We start from the raw sequence: 19,653 nt of genomic DNA, 5'->3' as shown, positions 1-19,653 counted from the left end.
GTCATTTGCCTGCCCCCACCCGATTCCGCTATGTTCGCGGGTAAAAAGAACATGAGGGCAGTATGAACAGGTTTCTGAAGCTGGCCATTGTCGGGCTGGTCGCCTCTTGCGGGGGCGGCGGGAACTACAAGGCGCCGCGCAATCTTGAAAACGCCTGCCTGCTGGCCGCCGAACGCCCGGCCTATATGCAGGCGATGAAGGCGACCGAGCGGCGCTGGGGCATTCCGGTCCACGTCCAGATGGCGACGATTCACCAGGAATCGAAATTCATCGGCGACGCCCGGACGCCGCATCGCTATGCGCTTGGGATCATTCCGATAGGGCGGCAAAGCTCGGCCTATGGCTATAGCCAGGCGCTGGACGGCACCTGGGACGACTATCGCAAGAAGACCGGCAACCGTGGCGCGCGGCGCGACAGCATCCGCGACGCGACCGATTTCATGGGCTGGTATATGAACGACACGACCCGCATCCTGGGGATTTCCAAGCTGGACGCCGGCTCGCAATACCTGGCCTATCACGAGGGGCGCGGCGGGTTTAACCGCGGCTCGCACCGCCAGAAGCCCTGGCTGATGAGCGTCTCGGCCAAGGTGCAGGCGCGGGCCGAGCTTTACCGCCTGCAACTGGCGCAATGCGGACGCTGAACGGCTAGCGGATCACGAATTGCGAGGCCGGGATCGACACCCCGGTCCGCATGTCGCCCAGAATCACCGTGGTGCGCCGCCCGGCATCGTCCGTCACCACCCATTGCCGCAATTGCGTCGGTTTGGCCGAGAACACCATCTGGATATTGCCGTATTCCGGGTGCTGCGGATCCTGGGCGGTCACGACCGTGCTGTTCTTCTTCTCGGCATAGCCCGTCACCATGCGCGCCTGGCTCAGGTTGATGTTCGGCGCCAGGATCAGCGACAGCGGCGTTTTCGACAGCGGATATTGCTGCGGCCCGCTGCGCGATTTGCCGTCATAGACCGCGACCTGCCCGGCCGAGGCCAGGACCAGCGACTTGTCGCCCTTGTATTCGAAGCGCACCCGGTTCGGGCGGTGGATATAGACCGTCCCGGTCGAGATGCTGCCATCCGCGTTGACCTGGGTAAACTCGGCCTTGGCGGTCTTGATGCTGTTGAGATAGCGCGAAATCTCGTTCAGCGGGATTTTCTCGGCCAGGGCCGGAAAGGCCATGGCAAGGACAAGGGCGGGCGCAAGGGCGAGCGATCTAAGTTTCATGACCGGAATGATACCGCTTGTTCAGTGACTTGCACATCACGTTCGCTTGGATGCGCGGGCACGGAACGCTCACGCGGGCGTGAAGTTCCTAAAGGGGCTTTCCGGCCAGCAGACGCGGCATCGGCCTCAGCCGCAGCCCCGCCGCCTGGCGCATGAAGCCGCGCCGCAGGCCGGGCACGGCATCGACCAGCCCCATGCCGACCTCGCGCGCGGCGCGCAAAAGCGGGTTGCGGTTGGAAAACAGCGCGTTCACCCCGTCCATGCCCAGCGCCAGCATGGTCGCATCGGGGCGGCGCCATTCCTGATAACGGGCCAGCACCTGGGGATTGCCGATATCCTCGCCGCGACGGCGGGCATCGACCAGCACCTGGGCCAGGGCCGCGACATCGCGCAGGCCCAGGTTCAGGCCCTGGCCCGCGATGGGATGGACGCCATGCGCCGCATCGCCGACCAGCGCCACGCGGGGGGCGACGTAATGCTCGGCCAGGGTCAGGCTCAGCGGATAGGAAAAGCGCGGCCCGGCCAGGGCGATCGGCCCCAGGAAATCCCCGAAACGCGGGCGCAGCACCTCAAGGAACTGCGCATCGTCCAGGGCAAGGACGGCCTGGGCGGCGGATTTCTCCTCGGACCAGACGATGGAACTGCGATTGCCCGGCAGAGGCAGGATCGCCAGCGGACCGCCAGGCATGAAATACTGATGCGCGGTGCCTTGATGCGGCAATTCGTGATCCACCGCCGCAACCAGCGCGACCTGACCGTAATCATGGCCCAACCGCCGGATGCCCGCGCGCTCGGCCACGCCCGAATTGCGGCCATCCGCGCCGACCAGAAGCCGCGCGCCAAGGCGGCTGCCATCGGAAAGCATCACCTCGACCCCAGCCGGGCCGATATTTTGTCCCGTCACGGACAGCCCCGGCAGATGCGTGACCCCACCCGGCATCGCCCCACCCGGCATCGCATCGCCCCGCATCGCCCCCAGAAGCGCGCGATAAAGGAAACGATCCTCAAGCATATGGCCCAGCCGGCCCTCCTCGATCTCGGCGCTGTCGAAATAAAGGCCGAAGGGACCGGCACCCTCGCCCGGCATGCCCTGGCTGGCCTGGACCTTCAGGATCGGCTGCGCCCGCGCCTCCAGATCCCGCCACAGCCCCAGCGCCGCCAGAAGCCGCTGCGAGGCCAGGGCCAGCGCATAGGCCCGCCCGTCAAAGGCGTCGCCCGCGCGCAGGACGGCGGGGCGGGCATCCACCACGGCCACCCGCAGCCCGGCCTGGGCCAAAGCCAGCGCCAAGGCGGGGCCGTTCAGCCCGCCGCCTGCGATGATGATGTCTTGATCACGTTCCATGCGCCGCACTATGCCCGAGCGGAGAGCAATGTCCATGCGGCACCATTGCGAAGCCCGCCGGGCGGGTCTAGCCTTGCGCCTTGCAGGGCGTTACCGGGGAAACTGGCATGGATTGGCTGAAGGCATCGGCGGCGGAGCAGGGCCGCGCGATTCTGGCGGGGCTGCTGAGCCCGGTCGAACAGACCGAGGCTTATCTGGACGCGGCGGCGCGGCACAATTACTCGGACCGGATCTTTGCCCGCCTGACCACGACCCGCGCACGGGCCGAGGCCATCGCCGCCCATGACCGGGCCAAGGCCGGGCTGCGCCGCGGCCTGCTGGACGGCGTGGCGATCAGTTGGAAGGACAATATCGACAGCGCGGGCATCGCGACCGAGGCCGGCTCTCGGCTGCTGGCGGGGCGGGTTCCGGCGGGCGACGCGCGGATCCTGGCCAATGCCACGCTGCAAGGCATGGTGTGCCTGGGCAAGACCCATATGACGGAACTGGCCTTTTCCGGGCTGGGGCTGAACCCGATGACGGCGACGCCGCCGAACAGCATCGACCCGGCGCTGGTGCCGGGGGGGTCAAGTTCAGGGGCGGCGGTCTCGGTCGCGCTGGGGCTGGCGGCGGCGGCTGTCGGCTCGGACACGGGCGGCTCGATCAGGGTGCCGGCGGCCTGGAACGGGCTGGTGGGCTTCAAACCGACGCAGGGCACGATCAGCGACGAGGGCGTGGTGCCGCTTTGCCGCCGCTTCGACGTGGCCGGCCCCCTGGCCCGCACCGTCGAGGACTGCGCCGAAATCGACGCCGTGCTGCGCGGCGACAAGACCCCGGACCTGACGGGCGCCGATCCGCGCAGGCTGCGGCTGCTGGTCCTGGACGGCGTGCCCTTCGAGGATGCCCGCGAAGGCCCGGTCGCGGCCTTTCAGGACGCGGTGGACCGCCTTGCCCGCGCAGGCGCGCGCATCGGCCATATCGCGCCCCCCTGCGTGGCCGAGGCCATGGCACTGGCCCCCACCCTTTTCGCCCCCGAGGCTTACGGCCTTTGGCAGGACCAGATCGAGGATGCGCCGGAGCTGATGTATCCGCCGATCCTGGAACGCTTCCGGGGCGGGGGCGACATCCGCGCCGCCGATTACATCGCCGGATGGGAACGGCTTTCCCGCATCCGCGCCGATTGGGCGCGGCTGGTCGCGGGCCATGACGCGGTGATCCTGCCGACCTCGCCCATCCTGCCGCCCGATGCGGCGCGGCTTCTGGCGGACCCGGCCTATTTCGCCCGGGAAAACCTGCTGACCCTGCGCAATACGCGGATCGGCAACCTTCTGGGCCTGCCCGTGATCAGCCTGCCGACCGGGCATCCGGCCTGCGGCATCATGCTGATGGGCACGGCCGGGCGCGACCGCGCGCTTCTGGTCGCGGCCAGCGCCGCCGAGGCTGCCTTGCGTTAGGCCCGCGGCCCAGTGATTTCCCCTGAAACTCTGGACGCAAGGGGGGTTTGGCTTTATCCTTCCCTCGGAACGGGGCGGCACGACCCCGATTGAGAGGCAGTCATGGCAATACCCGAGCGGTTCTCGAACCTGCCGGAATACGCGTTCCCACGCCTGAGGACGCTGCTTGCGGGCATTTCCCCCGCGGCGGATCCCGTCATCATGACCATCGGAGAGCCGCGCCACGCGATTCCCGAATTCACCGCGCGCATCCTTGCCGACAGCATGGCCGAATTCGGCAAATACCCCCCGAACGAGGGCACGCCGGAATTGCTGGCCGCGATCTCGGGCTGGATCGGGCGCCGCCACGGGATCGAGGTCGAGCCGGCGCGGATCACCTCGCTTAACGGCACGCGCGAGGGGCTGTTCAACGCCGCCCTGGCGCTTTGCCCCGAGGGAAAGGCCGGCGGGCGGGCGGCGATCCTGATCCCGAACCCGTTCTATCAGGTCTATGCGGTGGCCGCCGCCGCCGTGGGCGCCGAGCCGATCTTCGTTCCCGCCACCGCCGAGACGGGCTTCCTGCCACGCTACGGCGATCTGGACCCTGCGGTGCTGGACCGGGTGGCCATCGCCTATCTGTGCTCGCCCGCGAACCCGCAAGGCTCGGTCGCGGACGAGACCTATCTTCAGGACCTGATCGCCCTGGCCGAGCGCCATGATTTCCTGGTCTTTTCCGATGAATGCTATTCCGAGATCTGGCGCGACGCGCCCCCGCCCGGCGCCTTGGCCGTGGCGACCCGCATGGGGCTGGCCGACCGGGTGGTGATGTTCAATTCGCTGTCCAAACGCTCGAACCTGCCGGGGCTGCGTTCGGGCTTTGCGGCCGGGGGGGCCGGCCAGATCGCGCAATTGCGCCGCCTTCGCAGCTATTCCGGCGCGCCGGTGCCGCTGCCCGCGCAACGCGTCAGCGCCACCGCCTGGGCGGACGAGGCCCATGTCGATAGGAACCGCGCGCTTTACCAACAGAAATACGCCGTGGCCGACCGGGTGCTGGGCAACGTGCCGGGCTATGCCCCGCCGCAGGGGGGCTTTTTCCTGTGGCTGCGCGTGCCCCAGGCCGTCGGCACCGGCGAGGACGCGGCGAAAAAGCTTTGGGCCGAGGCGGGCATCCAGGTGCTGCCCGGCGCCTATCTGTCGCGCGACACCGCCCAGGGCAATCCGGGCCGTGACTATATCCGCGTCGCGCTGGTCGATCCGGCCGGCCCGACCGAGACGGCGCTGAACCGTCTGAAGAACTGTCTATATCAAGGGGGCTGACGCATGGCGAGCTGGCAGGCAAAACACCGCGATCCGCTGTTCGACCAATCCACCCAGGCGGCGCTGGAACGGCGCGGCAAGGAATTGCTGGGCGCGGGGCTGGTCGTGCTGGGGCTGCTGATCGCGATGATGCTGATCAGCTATACCCCCGACGATCCCAGCTTCATGTCCGCGACCGACCAGCCGGCCGAGAATTTCCTGGGCCGGCCCGGCGCCTATGTCGCCTCGGCGCTGTTCATGATCACCGGCACCGGCACCTGGGTCCTGGTCCTGGGCGCCGTGACCTGGGGACTGCGCCTGATGCTGCACCGGGGCGAAGAGCGCGTCATGCGCGGCATCTTCCTGCCCATCGGCATGGTGCTGGTATCGCTTTACGCGACCTCGATGACGCCGCCCGCCGGCTGGACGCAAAGCTTCGGCCTGGGCGGGCATCTGGGCGACATGCTGATGGGGGCGATGCTCTCGATCCTGCCGGTCAAGGCCGCGATCGGGATCAAGGTGCTGGCGCTGCTGACGGCGGCGGCGGCCCTGGCCTTCCTAAGCTTCGTCCTGGGCTTCGACCGCAAGGAGCTGGGTATCATGGGCCAGTTCCTGCGTGACGGGCTGGCAACCGCGCGGCTGATGCTGCTGCACGCCGTGGACAAGGGCGCGCGCCTGTCCTCGGGCACCGCGCGCGGGTTGAAAAGCCGCGCCGATGCCCGCCGCGACCGCGTGGCCCGCGCCGACGCGACCAGCCTGCCCGAGCCGGAAGCCGAGGCCGCGCCCCGCCGCGTCTTTGGCACCCCGCCCCCGGATTTCGCACCCACGCCGCTGGACGGGGACGAGGCGCCAGACCCCGCCGTCGCGCCCCGCGCCGATCTGGCCGAAAAGCCTTCGGCCCTTGCCTCGGTCACGGCACGGCTGACAGCGCGTGTCGCCGCCAAGCCCCAGCCCGAATACGAAGCCCAATACGAAACCCAGCCTCAGGCGCAACCCGAGCAGGACGAGGATCGGCCCTTGCCCGAATCCGCCGACGGCCCGCGCGTCATGCCGCGCCCGCGCCCGATCCCGGCCAGCCCCCTTTCCCGTCCCGCGCCTGCCGCCCTGGCCAGCCATTACGAGCATCCGCCGCTATCGCTTCTGGCGGCGCCCTCGGATACCGGCCATCACCAGCTTTCGCCGGATGCGCTGACCGATAATGCCCGCATGCTTGAGGCGGTGCTGGACGATTACGGCGTCAAGGGCCAGATCACCGAGGTCCGCCCCGGCCCCGTGGTCACGCTTTACGAACTGGAACCCGCGCCGGGGCTGAAGGCCAGCCGCGTGATCGGCCTGGCCGACGACATCGCGCGCAGCATGTCGGCGCTGTCGGCCCGCGTCTCGACCGTGCCGGGCCGCTCGGTCATCGGGATCGAACTGCCGAACCTGCGCCGCGAAAAGGTCGTTCTGCGCGAGATCCTGGCCTCGCAAGCCTATAGCGACGGCACCCAGCCGCTGCCTTTGGCGCTTGGCAAGGACATCGGCGGCGGTCCCGTCGTGGCGAACCTGGCCAAGATGCCGCACCTGCTGATCGCCGGGACCACCGGCTCGGGCAAGTCGGTCGCGATCAACACCATGATCCTGTCGCTTCTGTATAAGCTGACGCCCGAGGAATGCCGGCTGATCATGATCGACCCCAAGATGCTGGAACTGTCGGTCTATGACGGCATCCCGCATCTGCTGTCCCCGGTCGTCACCGACCCCAAGAAGGCCGTCGTCGCGCTGAAATGGGTCGTGGGCGAGATGGAGGAGCGTTACCGCCGCATGTCCAAGATGGGCGTGCGCAATATCGAGGGCTACAACGGCCGCGTCCGCGAGGCGCTGGACAAGTCCGAGATGTTCCGCCGCACCGTGCAGACCGGCTTCGACGAGGATACCGGAGAGCCGATCTTCGAGACCGAGGAATTCCAGCCCGAGACCTTCCCCTATATCGTCGTCATCGTCGACGAGATGGCCGACCTGATGATGGTCGCCGGCAAGGAAATCGAGGCGTGCATCCAGCGCCTCGCGCAGATGGCGCGCGCCTCGGGCATCCATCTGATCATGGCGACCCAGCGGCCCTCGGTCGATGTGATCACAGGCACGATCAAGGCGAACTTCCCGACCCGGATCAGCTTTCAGGTCACCTCGAAAATCGACAGCCGCACCATCCTGGGCGAACAGGGGGCCGAGCAGCTTCTGGGCCAGGGCGACATGCTTTATATGGCGGGCGGCTCCAAGATCATCCGCGTCCATGGCCCGTTCTGCTCGGATGAGGAGGTCGAGGAGGTGGTGAACCACCTGAAGTCCTTCGGCCCGCCCAGCTATATGTCCGGCGTGGTCGAAGGCCCGGACGAGGAACGCGCCGACAGCATCGACCAGGTGCTGGGCCTTTCCTCGGGCGAGGGCGGCGATGCCGAGCTTTACGACATGGCCGTGGCCATCGTCGCCAAGGACCGCAAATGCTCGACCAGCTATATCCAGCGCAAGCTGGCCATCGGCTATAACAAAGCCGCGCGCCTGGTCGAGCAGATGGAGGAACAGGGCGTGGTCAGTTCCGCCAACCATGTCGGCAAGCGCGAGGTGCTGGTCCCCGAAGTGTGATCGCCAGCGGATCGAAGGCTGGGATCCAAAGGCTGGGGCCGGGCGCGATGCCCGGCCTTTTTCGTTGCCCGGCTTTCATTGCGCCGCCGCGCCCGGATCACTCCTTGGCGCAGCCGCCGCCCTCGCGATCGCGGGGACAGCGACGCTTCAGCGCAAAGGCCGGGTGTCCTGGTGCAATGCGATTTCATCGCCGCCCTGGCCGAAGGCGGACAGGCCGCAGCTTGGGCAGGAATGCCGCCCGGCATAGGCGCCGGTTTCGCCACGGATCTTCATGCGTCCCGCGCAAGGATCGCAGCGGGATGAAACAGCGCGCCGTGATGCTTGCGGCAATCAAGGCGATGGCGAAGCCCGACCCGAAAGGGCCGCCTAAAAGCCCGGATGCGAACCACCCCGCAAAGGCACCCGCCAGCCCCCTCGCGCAGGCCGGTTGCAGGGGTGGACCCGCGCCCGGCCTGGGCAAGCTGGAAAAGCGCCGCGCGACATCATGCGCCCTCATTCGGCCCAGGGGCAAATGCGGGAAGCCGACCAGATACGACCGGCGACAGTATCAAGGGCGAATGCGGCCACCCGAAGGCTGGCGCCGGATCGCCCCCAACGGCCTTGCCCGCCATTCCGTTGGCGGGCAAAGATTGCGCCCCTGGCCCGTTCTTTCCTGGGCTTCGGGCCAGGGCTTCGGGCCAGGGCGCCGGGGTCAGCCCTGGGCGGCCCAGGGGCCGTGGGGGGCGTCGCGGCCGTCCAGGCGCTCGAACCCGTGCGCGCCGAAGAAATCGCGCTGCGCCTGAATCATGTTCGCCGTCCCCCGCGCCGTGCGCATCAGCTCGAACCACGAAAGCCCCGAGGCCAGCGCCGGAACCCCGTGCCCATGCAGCACCGCCTCTGACACCGTCCGCCGAAGCGCCCCGAGCCCCGCGCGGATCTTCCCGGCGAAGAACGGCGCCAGGATCAGGTTGCGCCCCGCATCCTCGGCCAAGGCCCCCGCCATGTCGTTCAGCATCTCCGAGCGGATGATGCAGCCCGCGCGCCACACCCGCGCGATCGCCGGCAGGTCCAGCCGCCAGCCGAAGGCCCGGCCCGCCGCCTCGATCATCGCGAAACCCTGCGCATAGCACAGGATCTTGCCCGCGATCAGCGCCTGCTCCAGCGCCGCGATGTCCAGATCCAGCGCCTCGGGCGCGGCGCCGTAGAACGCCTCGCCCGCCCGCCGCTCATCCAGCCGGGCCGAGACGTTGCGCGCCATCACCGCCGCCTCGATCACCGGGATCGGCGCGGCCAGGTGCTGCGCCTCGATCGCGGTCCAGCGCCCGGTGCCCTTCTGGCCGGCGCGGTCCAGGATCGCGTCCAGCATCGCCCCCCCCGTCAGAGGGTCCACCGCCCCGGCCACCGCGCCCGAGATCTCGACCAGATAGGACCGCAGCACCCCCCGGTCCCAGTCGGCGAAGACCTGGCCGATGGCCGGCGCGTCCAGGCCCAGCCCGTCGCGCAGCAGCCCATAAATCTCGGCTATCATCTGCATGTCGGCATATTCGATGCCGTTATGGACGGCCTTGACGAAATGCCCCGCCCCCGCCTCGCCCATCCAGGTGGCGCAGGGCGTGCCGTCCTCGGCCCGCGCGGCGATGGCCTCCATGACCGGCGCGATGCGCTCCCAGTCGGCGCGGTCGCCGCCGCCCATGATGGCGGGGCCGTGGCGTGCCCCTTCCTCGCCGCCCGAAACGCCCATGCCCAGAAACCGCATCGGCAGCCCGGCCGCCGCGCGGCGATTGGTGTCGTGGAAATTCGCGTTGCCGGCGTCGATGATCAGGTCGTCGGCCTCAAGAAGCGGCGCCAGCGCCGCGATCTGGTCGTCCACCGCCTGGCCCGCGGGCACCATCAGGATGATCGCGCGCGGGCGCGCGATGGCCGCGACCAGATCACGCAGGCTTTCCGTCGGCGTGATCCGCTCGGCAAGCGCCCCCGCATCGGCATGAAAGCGCCGCGTCACCTCGGTCGTGCGGTTCCACACCGCGATCGGAAACCCCTTCTCCGCGATGTTCAGCGCCAAGGCGGCGCCCATCGTCCCAAGACCAATAAGGCCGATTTGCGAATGGCTCATGGTCATTCCTTTCTTCAATAGGCCGCGCAGGAAGACCCGCCGGCCATTCCAGACGAGAGGCGCAGCCCCCAGGACATGCGCCCTTGCGAAATCTCGCTGAGGTCAGGTGAAGGCGATCTGCGCCTTCATGGCCTGGCTACGGTCCGAGGCGAGACGGAAGGCATCCTCGGCCTGAGACAAGGGTAGGGTATGGCTGATCAGCGGGCTGACATCAATCAGGCCCTTGCGCATCATCTCGACCCCCATCGGGAATTCGGCATGGAAACGGAACGAGCCGCGCAGGTCCAACTCCTTGGAGGTGATCGCATTGACCGGCAAGGTCATGTCGCCGCCCAGGCCCAGTTGCAGGATGATCCCGCGCGGCTGAAGCGCGCCGATGCCCGCGATCAGGGCCGGGGCCGCGCCCGAGCATTCGTAAAGCACGTCGAAATGGCCCTTGCCCGCCGAATATTCGGCAAGGCCGTCCGGCTCGCGCACCAGATTGATGCCCCGGTCGGCGCCGATGCGCCGCGCCATGTCCAGCGTGAAATCCGACAGGTCCGTCGCCACGATCTGCGCCGCGCCCGCCCGGCGCGCGGCCAGGATCGAAAGCATGCCGATGGGACCGCAGCCCGTGACCAGCACGCGCTTGCCCATGATGTCGCCCGCGCGGCGCGTGGCGTGCAGCGTGACGGCCAGAGGCTCGGCCATGGCGGCCTGGCCCGGCGTCAGCCCGGTCGCGTCGGCGCATTGGCTGGCATCGGCGATCAGCACCTCGCGGAACGCGCCCTGGATATGCGGAAAGGGCATGGCCGAGCCATAGAACCGCATGTTCCGACAGTGATTCGGCAGGCCCTGCTCGCAATAGTCGCAATGATGGCAGGGGCGCGAGGGGGACACCGCGACCAATTGGCCGGGGGTAAAGCCGGTCACACCCTCGCCCAGGGCCTCGACATGGGCCGAGACCTCATGGCCCAGGATCATCGGCTCGCGCAGGCGGACGGTGCCGAAGCCGCCATTGTGGTAATAGTGCAGGTCCGATCCGCAGATCCCGCCCGCCGCCAGGCGCAGGCGCAACTGGCCGGGGCCGGGCTGCTCCTCGGGGCGCTCCTCGACGCGCAGGTCATGGGCGGCATGGATGACGATGGCTTTCATGGCATGACCTCACAGCACCGGAGTCGGCAGGGGCTGGCCGGCGAAATGCGCGGCCAGATTGTCGCGCACGAGCTGACCCATGGCCTTGCGGGTCTCGATCGTGCCCGAGGCGTGATGCGGCTGCAACAGCACATTGTCCAGCGCCAGGAAGCGCGGGTTCAGCGCCGGCTCTCCCTCGAACACATCAAGCGCGGCCGAACCAAGCCTGCCGCCCTCCAGCGCGTCCAGCAGCGCCTCTTCGTCGATGTTCGACGCGCGCGAGATGTTGATGAGCATCCCTTCGGGACCAAGCGCCTCGATCACCGCCGTGTTGACGATATGGCGCGTCGCGGCCGAGGCCGCCAGCGTCACGAACAGGAAATCCGAGCGTTCGGCCAGTGCCACCGGATCGGCGACGAATTCCCAATCCGGCGCGAAGTCCTTGGCCGCGACATCGCTATAGGCGATCTGCATGTCGAAGCCGGCCAGGCGCTTGGCGACCTCATAGCCGATGCGGCCCAGGCCCAGCACGCCGGCGCGGCGGCCCCAGACCCGGCGCTTCAGCGGATAAAGCCCCTTGGCGGCCCAGGAACCGTCGCGCACCCAGGTTTCCGCCCCGATCATGCCGCGCGACTGCACCAGCATCATCGCCACGCCCAGATCTGCCACGTCATTGGTCAGCACATCGGGCGTATTCGTCACGCGGATGCCGCGCGCGCGGCAGGCGGCCAGGTCCACCGCATCGAAACCAACGCCATAGACGCTGATCACCTCAAGCTTCGGACAGGCCGCGATGATCTCGGCATTCGCGCCCAACTCGCCCCGCGTGGCGATGGCGCGCACGCGGGGGCCGACCTCGGCCAGGAAGGCGGCCTTGTCCGACGCCTCGAAATAGCGATGCGCCTGGAAAGCCTGGTCCAGCGGCCCCTGGTCCCATTCGGGATAGGGACCCATTTGCAGAATCTCGGGTTTCGTCATTCTTTTCCTCCTCGCGCCAAGACGCTCCGTCATCTTGACTTTGTATGTTAACGATACCATAGCTTAACCCAGCGATTTGTCGAGGGGCCTTTTCACGCCTCCGGCATGAGGGAGGGGACAGGATGGGCAATTCACTTTTCGACCTGACGGGCAAGCGCGCGCTGGTGACGGGTTCCTCGCAGGGGATCGGCTTCGCGTTGGCCAGGGGGCTGGCCGAGGCCGGCGCGCAGGTGGTGCTGAACGGCCGCGATGCGGGCAGGCTTGCGCAGGCCGCAGCGGAAATTCCGGGCGCCGGGACGCTGGCCTTCGACGCGACCGACCATCAGGCCGTGCGCGCCGCCGTGGACCGTTTCGAGGCCGAGCATGGCGCCATCGACATCCTGGTGAACAATGCCGGGATGCAGCATCGCAGCCCGCTTGAGGATTTCCCGGCGGACGCCTTCGAACGGCTGTTGCAGACCAATATCGCCAGCGTCTTTCACGTCGGCCAGGCGGTGGCGCGGCATATGATCGGGCGCGGGCATGGCAAGATCATCAACATCGCCAGCGTCCAGACCGCCCTGGCCCGGCCCGGAATCGCGCCCTATACCGCGACCAAGGGCGCCGTCGGCAACCTGACCAAGGGCATGGCGACCGACTGGGCCAAGCACGGGCTGAACTGCAACGCCATCGCGCCCGGCTATTTCGAGACGCCCCTGAACGCGGCGCTGGTCGCCGATCCGAAATTCACCGAATGGCTTTGCGGGCGCACGCCGGCGGGCCGCTGGGGCAAGGTCGAGGAACTGGTCGGCGCCTGCGTCTTCCTGGCCTCGGACGCGGCGAGCTTCGTCAACGGGCATACGCTTTTCGTGGATGGCGGCATCTCGGTGTCGCTATGATGCGCATCGTCCTGATGGGGGTGTCCGGCTCGGGCAAGTCCAGCATCGGCGCGGCACTGTCGAAGCATCTGGGCATTGCCTATGTCGATGGCGACGACCTGCACACCCCCGCCAATGTCGAGAAGATGCGCGCCGGCATCCCCCTGACCGACGAGGACCGCTGGCCCTGGCTGGACCGCGTGGCCCGGGTTCTGGCCGATCAGGCCCCGGTGATCATCGGCTGCTCGGCCCTGCGGCGGGTCTATCGCGACCGCATCCGCGCGGGCGCGGGCGGCACGGTGCGCTTCGTCCATCTAAGCGGATCGCGCGAGGTGCTGGCCAAGCGGATGGCGGCGCGGCCGGGGCATTACATGCCGGTCTCGCTGCTGGACAGCCAGTTCGCGACGCTTGAGCCGCCCGCGCCCGAAGAAAAGGCGCTGACCGTGGACATCGCGCGGACCCCGGCGGAACTGACCGCCAGCATCGCCGCATATCTGCAAGGAGCCGAGGAATGAGCGGACATATCGCCCTGATCGGGGCCGGGGCCATGGGCGGCGCCATCGGCGCGCGGCTGGCGACGACCGGGACCGATCTGCACGTCTTCGACCTAGACACGGCCAAGGTCGCCGAGCTGACCGCCCTTGGCGCGCGAGCGACCGCCAGCGCCGCCGAGGCCGCGCGCGGCGCCCGTGCGGTGGTCCTGTCGCTGAACGCGGTGCGGATCGTGCGCGCGGCCATGTTCGGCCCCGGCGGCGTGGCCGAGGGCGCGGGCGCGGGCGCGCTGATCATCGACATGTCCTCGATCGACCCCGAATCGACCAAGGCGCTGGCCGCCGAGGCGGCGGAACGCGGCCTGCGCTGGGTGGACAGCCCGCTTTCGGGCGGGGCGCCCAAGGCGGCGCTGGGGCAGTTGACGCTGATGCAGGGCGGCGCCGAGGCCGATGTGGCCGAGGCGCAGGCCGTGCTGGCGAACGTCGCCTCGAACCAGACCCGCATGGGCGGGCCGGGCGCGGGCCAGACGACCAAGCTGATCAACCAGGTCCTGTGCGGGCTGGGCTTTCTGGCCGTGGCCGAGGCGACCGCGCTGGCCGAGGCCGCGGGCGTGGATGCCGCCAAGATCCCGCAGGCGCTGAAGGGCGGCCGCGCGGACAGCGCGCTGTTGCAGGAATACATGCCGCGCTATGCCGCGCGCGATTACCGCAGGACCGGACGGATCGACAACATGGTCAAGGATCTGGACGGCGCGCGCGACCTGGCGCGGCTGACCCATACCGCCATGCCGCTGACGGCCATCTGCGCCGAGGTCCACCGCATGCTGACCGCCGCCGGCCTTGGCGGCGAGGATCAGGCCGCGCTGATGGAATATTTCAAGGGTCCAGCAAAGGAGAATTTGCAATGATCACCCGCTATGCGCTGTTCGAGGGCAAGATCCATGAAGGTCAGGAAGCGGCCTTCCGCGAGGCCGTGCTGGCCGAGGTCCTGCCCAAATGGAAAGCCTTTCCCGGCGCGCTCGCCGTGCGCATCGGCTTTGCCGAGTTCCGCGACGAAGGCGCCCCGGAACTGCCCATGGTGCTGGCGATCAGCTATCCCGACCTGGACACCGTGGAAAAGGCCCTGGCCAGCCCCGCCCGCACCGAGGCCAAGGCCGCGACCGACGCGGTGCTGGCGCGGTTCTTCACCGGGCGCATCCATCACCATGTCACCGAGGCGCATGATTTTCCGCTGTGAGCGCGGGGAAACTTGCGCGGCGGCTTGAACTTGGCAGGCCCGGCGGCTTTTCTGGTTTCCAGAAAAGCCACACCAAGGCCCAGCCATGACCGCACGCAAAGCCCCCACCATGATCGATGTCGCGCGGCTGGCGGGCGTCTCGCCGATGACGGTCAGCCGCTCGTTCAAGGGCGGCGGCACGGTCAGCGCCCAGGCTCGCGCGGCGGTCATGCGCGCGGCGGATGAGCTAGGCTATGTGTTTGACAGCACCGCCTCGAACCTGCGCTCGCAGCGCACGGATTTCGTGGCGGCGACGATCCCCTCGCTGAACAATGCGAATTTCGCCGAGACGCTGCGCGGTCTGACCGACGGGCTGAAGCAGCACGGCTTGCAGATCCTGCTGGGCTATACCGATTACGACATCCGCAAGGAAGAAGAACTGATCGGCCAGTTCCTGCGCCGCAGGCCGCAGGCCATCGTCGTCACCGGCGGCAAGCACACCCCCCGCGCGCGGCAGATGCTGCTGGGCGCGGGCATTCCCGTGATCGAGACCTGGGACCTGCCCGCCGCCCCCATCGGCCATGTGGTGGGCTTTTCCAACGCGGCGGCGGTGGGCGGAATGGTCGATCACCTGGTCGCGCGCGGCAAGACCCGCATCGCCTTCATCGGCGGCGACGCACATCGCGACACGCGCGGCACCGACCGGCGCGCGGGCTTCATCGCGGCAATGCAGCGCCACGGCCTGCCCACGACGCGGCTGATCGACGCGGGCACGCCCCCCATCTCGATGCGCGAGGGCGGCGAGGCCATGGCGCGGCTGCTGGAGCGGATGCCCGATACCGAGGCGGTGATCTGCGTCTCGGACCTTTCGGCCTTCGGCGCGCTTTGCGAATGCCAAAGGCGCGGGGTGCCGGTGCCCGGCCGGGTCACCATCGCGGGCTTTGGCGATTACGAAATCGCCGGGGTCTGCGTTCCCCCGCTGACCACCATCAATCCCTTTCCCTATCGCATCGGCGAAACCGCCGCCGGACTGATCGGCGATGCCCTGGCGGGCAGGCTGGACGGACCGAAGACCATCGAGATCAGGACCGAATTGCTGCTGCGCCAGTCGGCGTCCTGAATTGAAAAGGCGGGGCACGCGGCCCCGCCTTTCCCGTTTTTCCCGCAGCTTGTCACTGAAGCGCCGCGATCGCCTTCACAACCGCGTCGCCGTTCTGGGCCATATAGGAATCCCAGACCGGCTTGACCTTTTCCTGGAAGGCGGCGGAATCCACGTCGTCATTGACCTCCATGCCGTCGCCTTTCAGTTCCTCGATCATGGCGGCCTCTTTCTCCTGCGCCAGCTTGCGCTGCATGGCGATGGACTCGGCCGCGACCTCGGTGATCACCTTCTGCTCATCCGGGGTCAGGCTGTTGAATTTCGTGTCGTTCATCACCAGGGCCAGGGCCGAATAGGCGTGCTGGGTCAGGGACAGGTATTTCTGCACCTCGAAGAACTTGAAGGACAGCACGATGCCGATGGGATGGTCCTGGGCATCCACCACGCCGGTCTCAAGCGCGGTGTAAAGCTCGGCCACCGGGATCTGCTGCGGCGTCGCGCCCAGGATCTGGAACATGTCGCTGAGCGCGCGCGAGTTGTTCACCCGCATTTGCAGGCCCGCGACATCCTCGGGCTTGACGATGGGGCGGCGGCTGTTCGTCATGTTGCGATAGCCGTTCTCGGGATAGCCCAGCATCTTCATGCCGTGCTGGGTGAACTGCGCCGAGACGCCCTGCCCGATCTCGCCGTCCAGGACCTTGTAGGCGAATTCCCGGTCCGGGAAGATAAAGGGCAGTTCGAACGCGCCCGCGTCCGGCACCAGGCCGGTGAAGTTGTTCAACCCCGACATGGCGATGTCGATGATGCCCGCGCGGGTGCCGTCGATCATCGCCGCATCCGTGCCCAACTGGCCCGAATGGAAGATGTTGACCTTGACCGAACCGTTCGTGCGCGCCTCGACCTGTTCCTTGAAGAACAGGGCGAGGTTTTGTTGCAGATCGGTATCGGGCGCGGCATGGGCCAGCTTCAGCGTGGCATCGGCCCAGGCCGAAGTTGTGCCAAGCGCCAGCGCGGATGCCAGCGCGACAGCCTTGAAAATGGTCTTCATACGGTTTTCCTCCCTAAGAATTCAGATGGTCAGCCGGCCAGGTATTTGGCCGGCACGGTGATCAGTTCAGGCACCAGGATGAACAGGAACATCAGCAGCGTATAAGCGATCATGAAGGGCATCACGCCCCGCAGCGCCGAGGACATGCTTGCGCCCCCGACACCGCAGACCACGTTCAGCACCGTGCCCACCGGCGGCGTGATCAGCCCGATCGAGCAGTTGATGACGAACATCAGCCCGAAATAGACCGGATCGATCCCGGCGGCGTTCACCACCGGCATGAACAGCGGCACCAGGATCAGCACCGTCGGGCTAAGATCCATGGCGGTCCCGACCACGAAGACGATGATCATGATGACCAGCATCAGCATGCGCGGACTGTCCATGAACGGCTCAAGCACGCCGGCAAGCTGCTGGGGCAGTTGCGCCACGGTGATCAGCCACGAGACGACCATCGCCGCGCCGACCAGGAACATCACCATCGCCGTGGTGCTGACAGCGCTGATCAGCGTCTCCAGCAGGTCGCGCCAGCTCATTTCCCGATAGATCACCATCGAGACGAAGATCGCATAGACCGCCGCGACCACCGCCGCCTCGGTGGCGGTGAAGATGCCGGTGCGGATGCCGCCGATGATGATGACCGGCATCAGCAGCGCCCAGAAGCCGGATTTCAGCGCGACCAGCGTATCGGGCCAGGTGGCGCGAGGCAGGGACTTCATGTCCTTTTTGCGCACGATCCACCACCAGGTGGCGACCAGCACCAGCCCCATCATCAGGCCAGGCGCGATCCCCGCCATGAAAAGCTTGCCGATCGAGATATTGCCCGAAACGCCGATCAGGATCAGCGGCAGCGACGGCGGAATGACCGGCGCGATCAGCCCGCCCGAGGCCAGAAGGCCCAGGCTGCTGTCCTGCGGATAGCCCGCCTTCTTCATCATCGGATAAAGGATCGAGACCAGCGCCGCCGCATCCGCCACCGCCGAGCCGGAAAGCCCCGCCAGCACGACCGAGGTAATGATCGCGACATAGCCCAAGCCCCCCTTGCGATGGCCGATCAGCATCATCGCCAGGTTGACGATGCGCTGCGACAGGCCCCCTCGGGACATGGCCTCGCCAGCGACCAGGAAGAAGGGAATGGCCAGCAACGGGAAGCTGTCCACGCCGTTGATCAGCGACTGCGCCATGATGTCGACGCTGAACATGTCCAGTTGCAACATCATCGCGACGGCAGAAAGCAGCAGCGCGAAGGCCACCGGCAACCCGATCAGGATGCCGCCCATCAGGACGCCCAGGAAGATGATCAGCGTCATGCGATGTCTCCGCCATGCTGTGCCGGCTCTTCGGAATCGGGATTGACGAGCCGGAAGATGGAAATTCCGGCCATCATCATCCCCGAGACCAGGCCCGACAGGAAGAACAGCCCGTTCGGCAGCCCCGTGATGGGCGAGATGTTATGCCAGTTGGACAGGGTGGCGCGCCAGCAACCCCAGGCGATCATGACCGAACAGCCCAGCACGACCGCCCAGTTGATCCGCTTCAGCACGGGCAGGAACGGACGCATATAAGCCTCGGCGAACTCGGGCATGCCCAGATGCCCGCCCCGGCGCAGGATCGAGACCGAACCGATCATCACGATCCAGACGAAAGCCAGCCGCGACAGCTCGACCGAGGCGCGCAGCCCCGACGCAAAGCCATAGCGCAGCACCACATTGGTAAAGACAAGCAGGATCATGGCCAGCAATAGCCCGGCGATGATCCAATCTATGCAGCGCCATAGCGCCACGAGAAAATCCTTCATCTCCTCTTTCCTCCCAGAAGATGAGATCGGTCAGCCTTGCGGACCGCCCCTCGACAGCCTATTTGGTAACGTTACCATTTCAGCAAGTCAATCATTCCTTGGGCGCTTCGGAAAAACTCGTTTCAAGGCGGCAAAGCGTGGTGGCCACGGAGAGAGGCGCCGGGGCAAGCGGCGGGTCGATGACCGGCGAGCTTTAAGCGGAATCGTCTTCATCAATCGCAATGGATTGCGGTGCCGCCGACGCTTATGGCACGCCCAAGACCCTCTACAACCGCACTAACCCCACCACGTCGCCGATGCGGAATATGTCAGGGACATGTAGGGACAGGGGCGCTATCTCAGGGACATCTGCTGATCGCAATCGATCATGTCGGGACGGCTGGCGTCACGGCCAAGGCGCGTCCGTGATCAAAGCCGCTTGGATCGAAAAGGAAAGCGCCCTCATTCAGGGGGCCGCGCGAAATCAGCCGATGAAAGCGGCGGCACGCAGCCGCCGCGGGCGAAGGGTTCGTCTTTCGGCAAGCGGGACAGACCGAATATCCCGCTTGCGCCGAAAGCCCGGATGAGCGGCCGAAGACCCGGCCCGCGGGTGGGCCTGGTCTTTAGGGCGCCGTCAAGGTGAGATCACTCCTTGATCTGGGCAAGGTAGCCGTCAAGCCTTCCCTTGTTCTGGAACATGCGGCGGGCGTGGCCGGGCAGTTCCTCGCGCACCTGGTCGATATTCGAGGCGGCGCCGACCTGGATCACGCCGACCATGCTCATCATCATGTGCGGCGGGCAGGCATAGACATAGACGCCCTCCTGGGTCAGGGTGACGGTATAGGGCTGGTCCAGCTTGCTTTCCAGCGGGTCGGCGCCCTCGGGCTGGATCAGGCCCTTGACCCAATGGCCGGAATTGGTCGGCTGAAAGGTGACGGTATCGCCGGGCGCGACCTTCAGGAAGCCGGGCTCGAAGACCATGCCGCCCTGTTCGCCGAAGTTCAGCATCTTGATTTCGTGATTGGCGGCATGGGCCGAGGCGGCTGTCAGCGTCAGTGCGGCGGAAAGAAGCAGGGTCTTCATGGT

The 19,653-nt window shown here is 67.3% G+C and carries 18 protein-coding genes and 1 pseudogene; 10 read left to right on the top strand and 9 right to left on the bottom strand.

The window, feature by feature from the left end; genetic code table 11:
* The first annotated feature begins 62 nt into the window (after positions 1 to 62).
* A complete protein-coding gene (locus tag QM682_RS10835) occupies positions 63 to 644 on the top strand; it encodes a lytic transglycosylase (RefSeq protein ID WP_415129585.1) in 582 nt (193 codons plus the stop codon).
* A 4-nt stretch (positions 645 to 648) separates the two neighbouring features.
* Here QM682_RS10835 and QM682_RS10830 read toward each other — a convergent pair whose 3' ends face one another.
* Positions 649 to 1,224: a LolA family protein gene (locus tag QM682_RS10830; RefSeq protein ID WP_415129583.1), complete on the bottom strand. Its 576-nt coding sequence runs from the start codon at positions 1,222 to 1,224 to the stop codon at positions 649 to 651.
* 88 nt (positions 1,225 to 1,312) lie between these two features.
* The gene (locus QM682_RS10825; RefSeq protein WP_415129581.1) at positions 1,313 to 2,566 is read right to left on the bottom strand and encodes a UbiH/UbiF/VisC/COQ6 family ubiquinone biosynthesis hydroxylase; all 1,254 of its coding nucleotides are present in this window, start codon (positions 2,564 to 2,566) and stop codon (positions 1,313 to 1,315) included.
* A gap of 107 nt (positions 2,567 to 2,673) precedes the next feature.
* Between QM682_RS10825 and QM682_RS10820 the strand changes: the two genes are divergently transcribed.
* The 3 genes from QM682_RS10820 (at position 2,674) to QM682_RS10810 (ending at position 7,896) form a co-directional block, all read left to right on the top strand.
* Entirely contained in the window at positions 2,674 to 3,999 is a 1,326-nt protein-coding gene (locus tag QM682_RS10820) for an amidase (RefSeq protein ID WP_415129579.1), read from the top strand.
* A 102-nt stretch (positions 4,000 to 4,101) separates the two neighbouring features.
* Positions 4,102 to 5,295, top strand: a complete 1,194-nt coding sequence (locus QM682_RS10815; RefSeq protein WP_415129577.1) for an aminotransferase class I/II-fold pyridoxal phosphate-dependent enzyme — start codon at positions 4,102 to 4,104, stop codon at positions 5,293 to 5,295.
* Positions 5,296 to 5,298: 3 nt separating this feature from the next.
* Positions 5,299 to 7,896 (top strand): DNA translocase FtsK 4TM domain-containing protein, encoded by a 2,598-nt coding sequence (locus QM682_RS10810; RefSeq protein WP_415129575.1) that lies wholly within the window; start codon positions 5,299 to 5,301, stop codon positions 7,894 to 7,896.
* Between the two features lie 691 nt (positions 7,897 to 8,587).
* Here QM682_RS10810 and gndA read toward each other — a convergent pair.
* The 3 genes from gndA to QM682_RS10795 all read right to left on the bottom strand — a co-directional run bounded on the left by gndA (position 8,588) and on the right by QM682_RS10795 (position 12,079).
* Positions 8,588 to 9,988, bottom strand: a complete 1,401-nt coding sequence (gene gndA / locus QM682_RS10805) for an NADP-dependent phosphogluconate dehydrogenase (protein WP_415129573.1) — start codon at positions 9,986 to 9,988, stop codon at positions 8,588 to 8,590.
* Positions 9,989 to 10,090: 102 nt separating this feature from the next.
* Positions 10,091 to 11,122: an L-idonate 5-dehydrogenase gene (locus QM682_RS10800; RefSeq protein ID WP_415129571.1), complete on the bottom strand. Its 1,032-nt coding sequence runs from the start codon at positions 11,120 to 11,122 to the stop codon at positions 10,091 to 10,093.
* Positions 11,123 to 11,131: 9 nt separating this feature from the next.
* Positions 11,132 to 12,079, bottom strand: coding sequence for a 2-hydroxyacid dehydrogenase (locus tag QM682_RS10795; RefSeq protein ID WP_415129569.1), 948 nt, complete (start codon positions 12,077 to 12,079; stop codon positions 11,132 to 11,134).
* A 122-nt stretch (positions 12,080 to 12,201) separates the two neighbouring features.
* On the opposite strand from QM682_RS10795, the gene QM682_RS10790 reads away from it, so the two are divergent.
* From QM682_RS10790 to QM682_RS10770, 5 genes are all read left to right on the top strand, one after another.
* Positions 12,202 to 12,957, top strand: coding sequence for an SDR family oxidoreductase (locus QM682_RS10790; protein WP_415129567.1), 756 nt, complete (start codon positions 12,202 to 12,204; stop codon positions 12,955 to 12,957).
* Complete coding sequence (locus QM682_RS10785; RefSeq protein WP_415129565.1) at positions 12,954 to 13,451, top strand: gluconokinase; 498 nt, start codon at positions 12,954 to 12,956, stop codon at positions 13,449 to 13,451. Before QM682_RS10790 ends, QM682_RS10785 begins: the two co-directional genes overlap by 4 nt.
* Positions 13,448 to 14,335 carry an NAD(P)-dependent oxidoreductase gene (locus QM682_RS10780; RefSeq protein WP_415129563.1) on the top strand — a complete coding sequence of 296 codons (888 nt, stop codon included), beginning with the start codon at positions 13,448 to 13,450 and terminating at the stop codon, positions 14,333 to 14,335. The genes QM682_RS10785 and QM682_RS10780 overlap by 4 nt, the downstream gene beginning before the upstream one ends.
* Positions 14,332 to 14,664: a hypothetical protein gene (locus QM682_RS10775; protein ID WP_415129561.1), complete on the top strand. Its 333-nt coding sequence runs from the start codon at positions 14,332 to 14,334 to the stop codon at positions 14,662 to 14,664. Before QM682_RS10780 ends, QM682_RS10775 begins: the two co-directional genes overlap by 4 nt.
* Positions 14,665 to 14,749: 85 nt before the next feature.
* Positions 14,750 to 15,763, top strand: coding sequence for a LacI family DNA-binding transcriptional regulator (locus tag QM682_RS10770; RefSeq protein WP_415129559.1), 1,014 nt, complete (start codon positions 14,750 to 14,752; stop codon positions 15,761 to 15,763).
* A gap of 52 nt (positions 15,764 to 15,815) precedes the next feature.
* On the opposite strand, the gene QM682_RS10765 is transcribed toward QM682_RS10770, so the two are convergent.
* From QM682_RS10765 to QM682_RS10755, 3 genes are read right to left on the bottom strand one after another with little or no spacing between them, the layout of a single operon-like run.
* Positions 15,816 to 16,790, bottom strand: a complete 975-nt coding sequence (locus QM682_RS10765; protein WP_415129557.1) for a DctP family TRAP transporter solute-binding subunit — start codon at positions 16,788 to 16,790, stop codon at positions 15,816 to 15,818.
* A gap of 29 nt (positions 16,791 to 16,819) precedes the next feature.
* Entirely contained in the window at positions 16,820 to 18,100 is a 1,281-nt protein-coding gene (locus QM682_RS10760) for a TRAP transporter large permease subunit (protein ID WP_415129555.1), read from the bottom strand.
* Positions 18,097 to 18,588 (bottom strand): TRAP transporter small permease, encoded by a 492-nt coding sequence (locus QM682_RS10755; protein ID WP_415129553.1) that lies wholly within the window; start codon positions 18,586 to 18,588, stop codon positions 18,097 to 18,099. The genes QM682_RS10760 and QM682_RS10755 overlap by 4 nt, the downstream gene beginning before the upstream one ends.
* A gap of 154 nt (positions 18,589 to 18,742) precedes the next feature.
* Here QM682_RS10755 and QM682_RS10750 point away from each other — a divergent pair.
* Positions 18,743 to 18,863: pseudogene (locus QM682_RS10750) on the top strand (IS5/IS1182 family transposase); the annotation flags it as partial.
* 349 nt (positions 18,864 to 19,212) lie between these two features.
* Here the strand turns inward: QM682_RS10750 and QM682_RS10745 are convergent.
* A complete protein-coding gene (locus tag QM682_RS10745; RefSeq protein ID WP_415129551.1) occupies positions 19,213 to 19,650 on the bottom strand; it encodes a pseudoazurin in 438 nt (145 codons plus the stop codon).
* Between the last annotated feature and the right edge of the window lie 3 nt (positions 19,651 to 19,653).

Origin of the sequence: Paracoccus sp. (in: a-proteobacteria) (genome assembly GCF_047605025.1) — a bacterium.
In the GTDB taxonomy this organism is placed as follows: Bacteria; Pseudomonadota; Alphaproteobacteria; order Rhodobacterales; family Rhodobacteraceae; genus Paracoccus.
The sequence above is the reverse complement of the archived record's forward strand: the minus strand, read 5'-3'. Positions and strand labels throughout refer to the sequence as shown.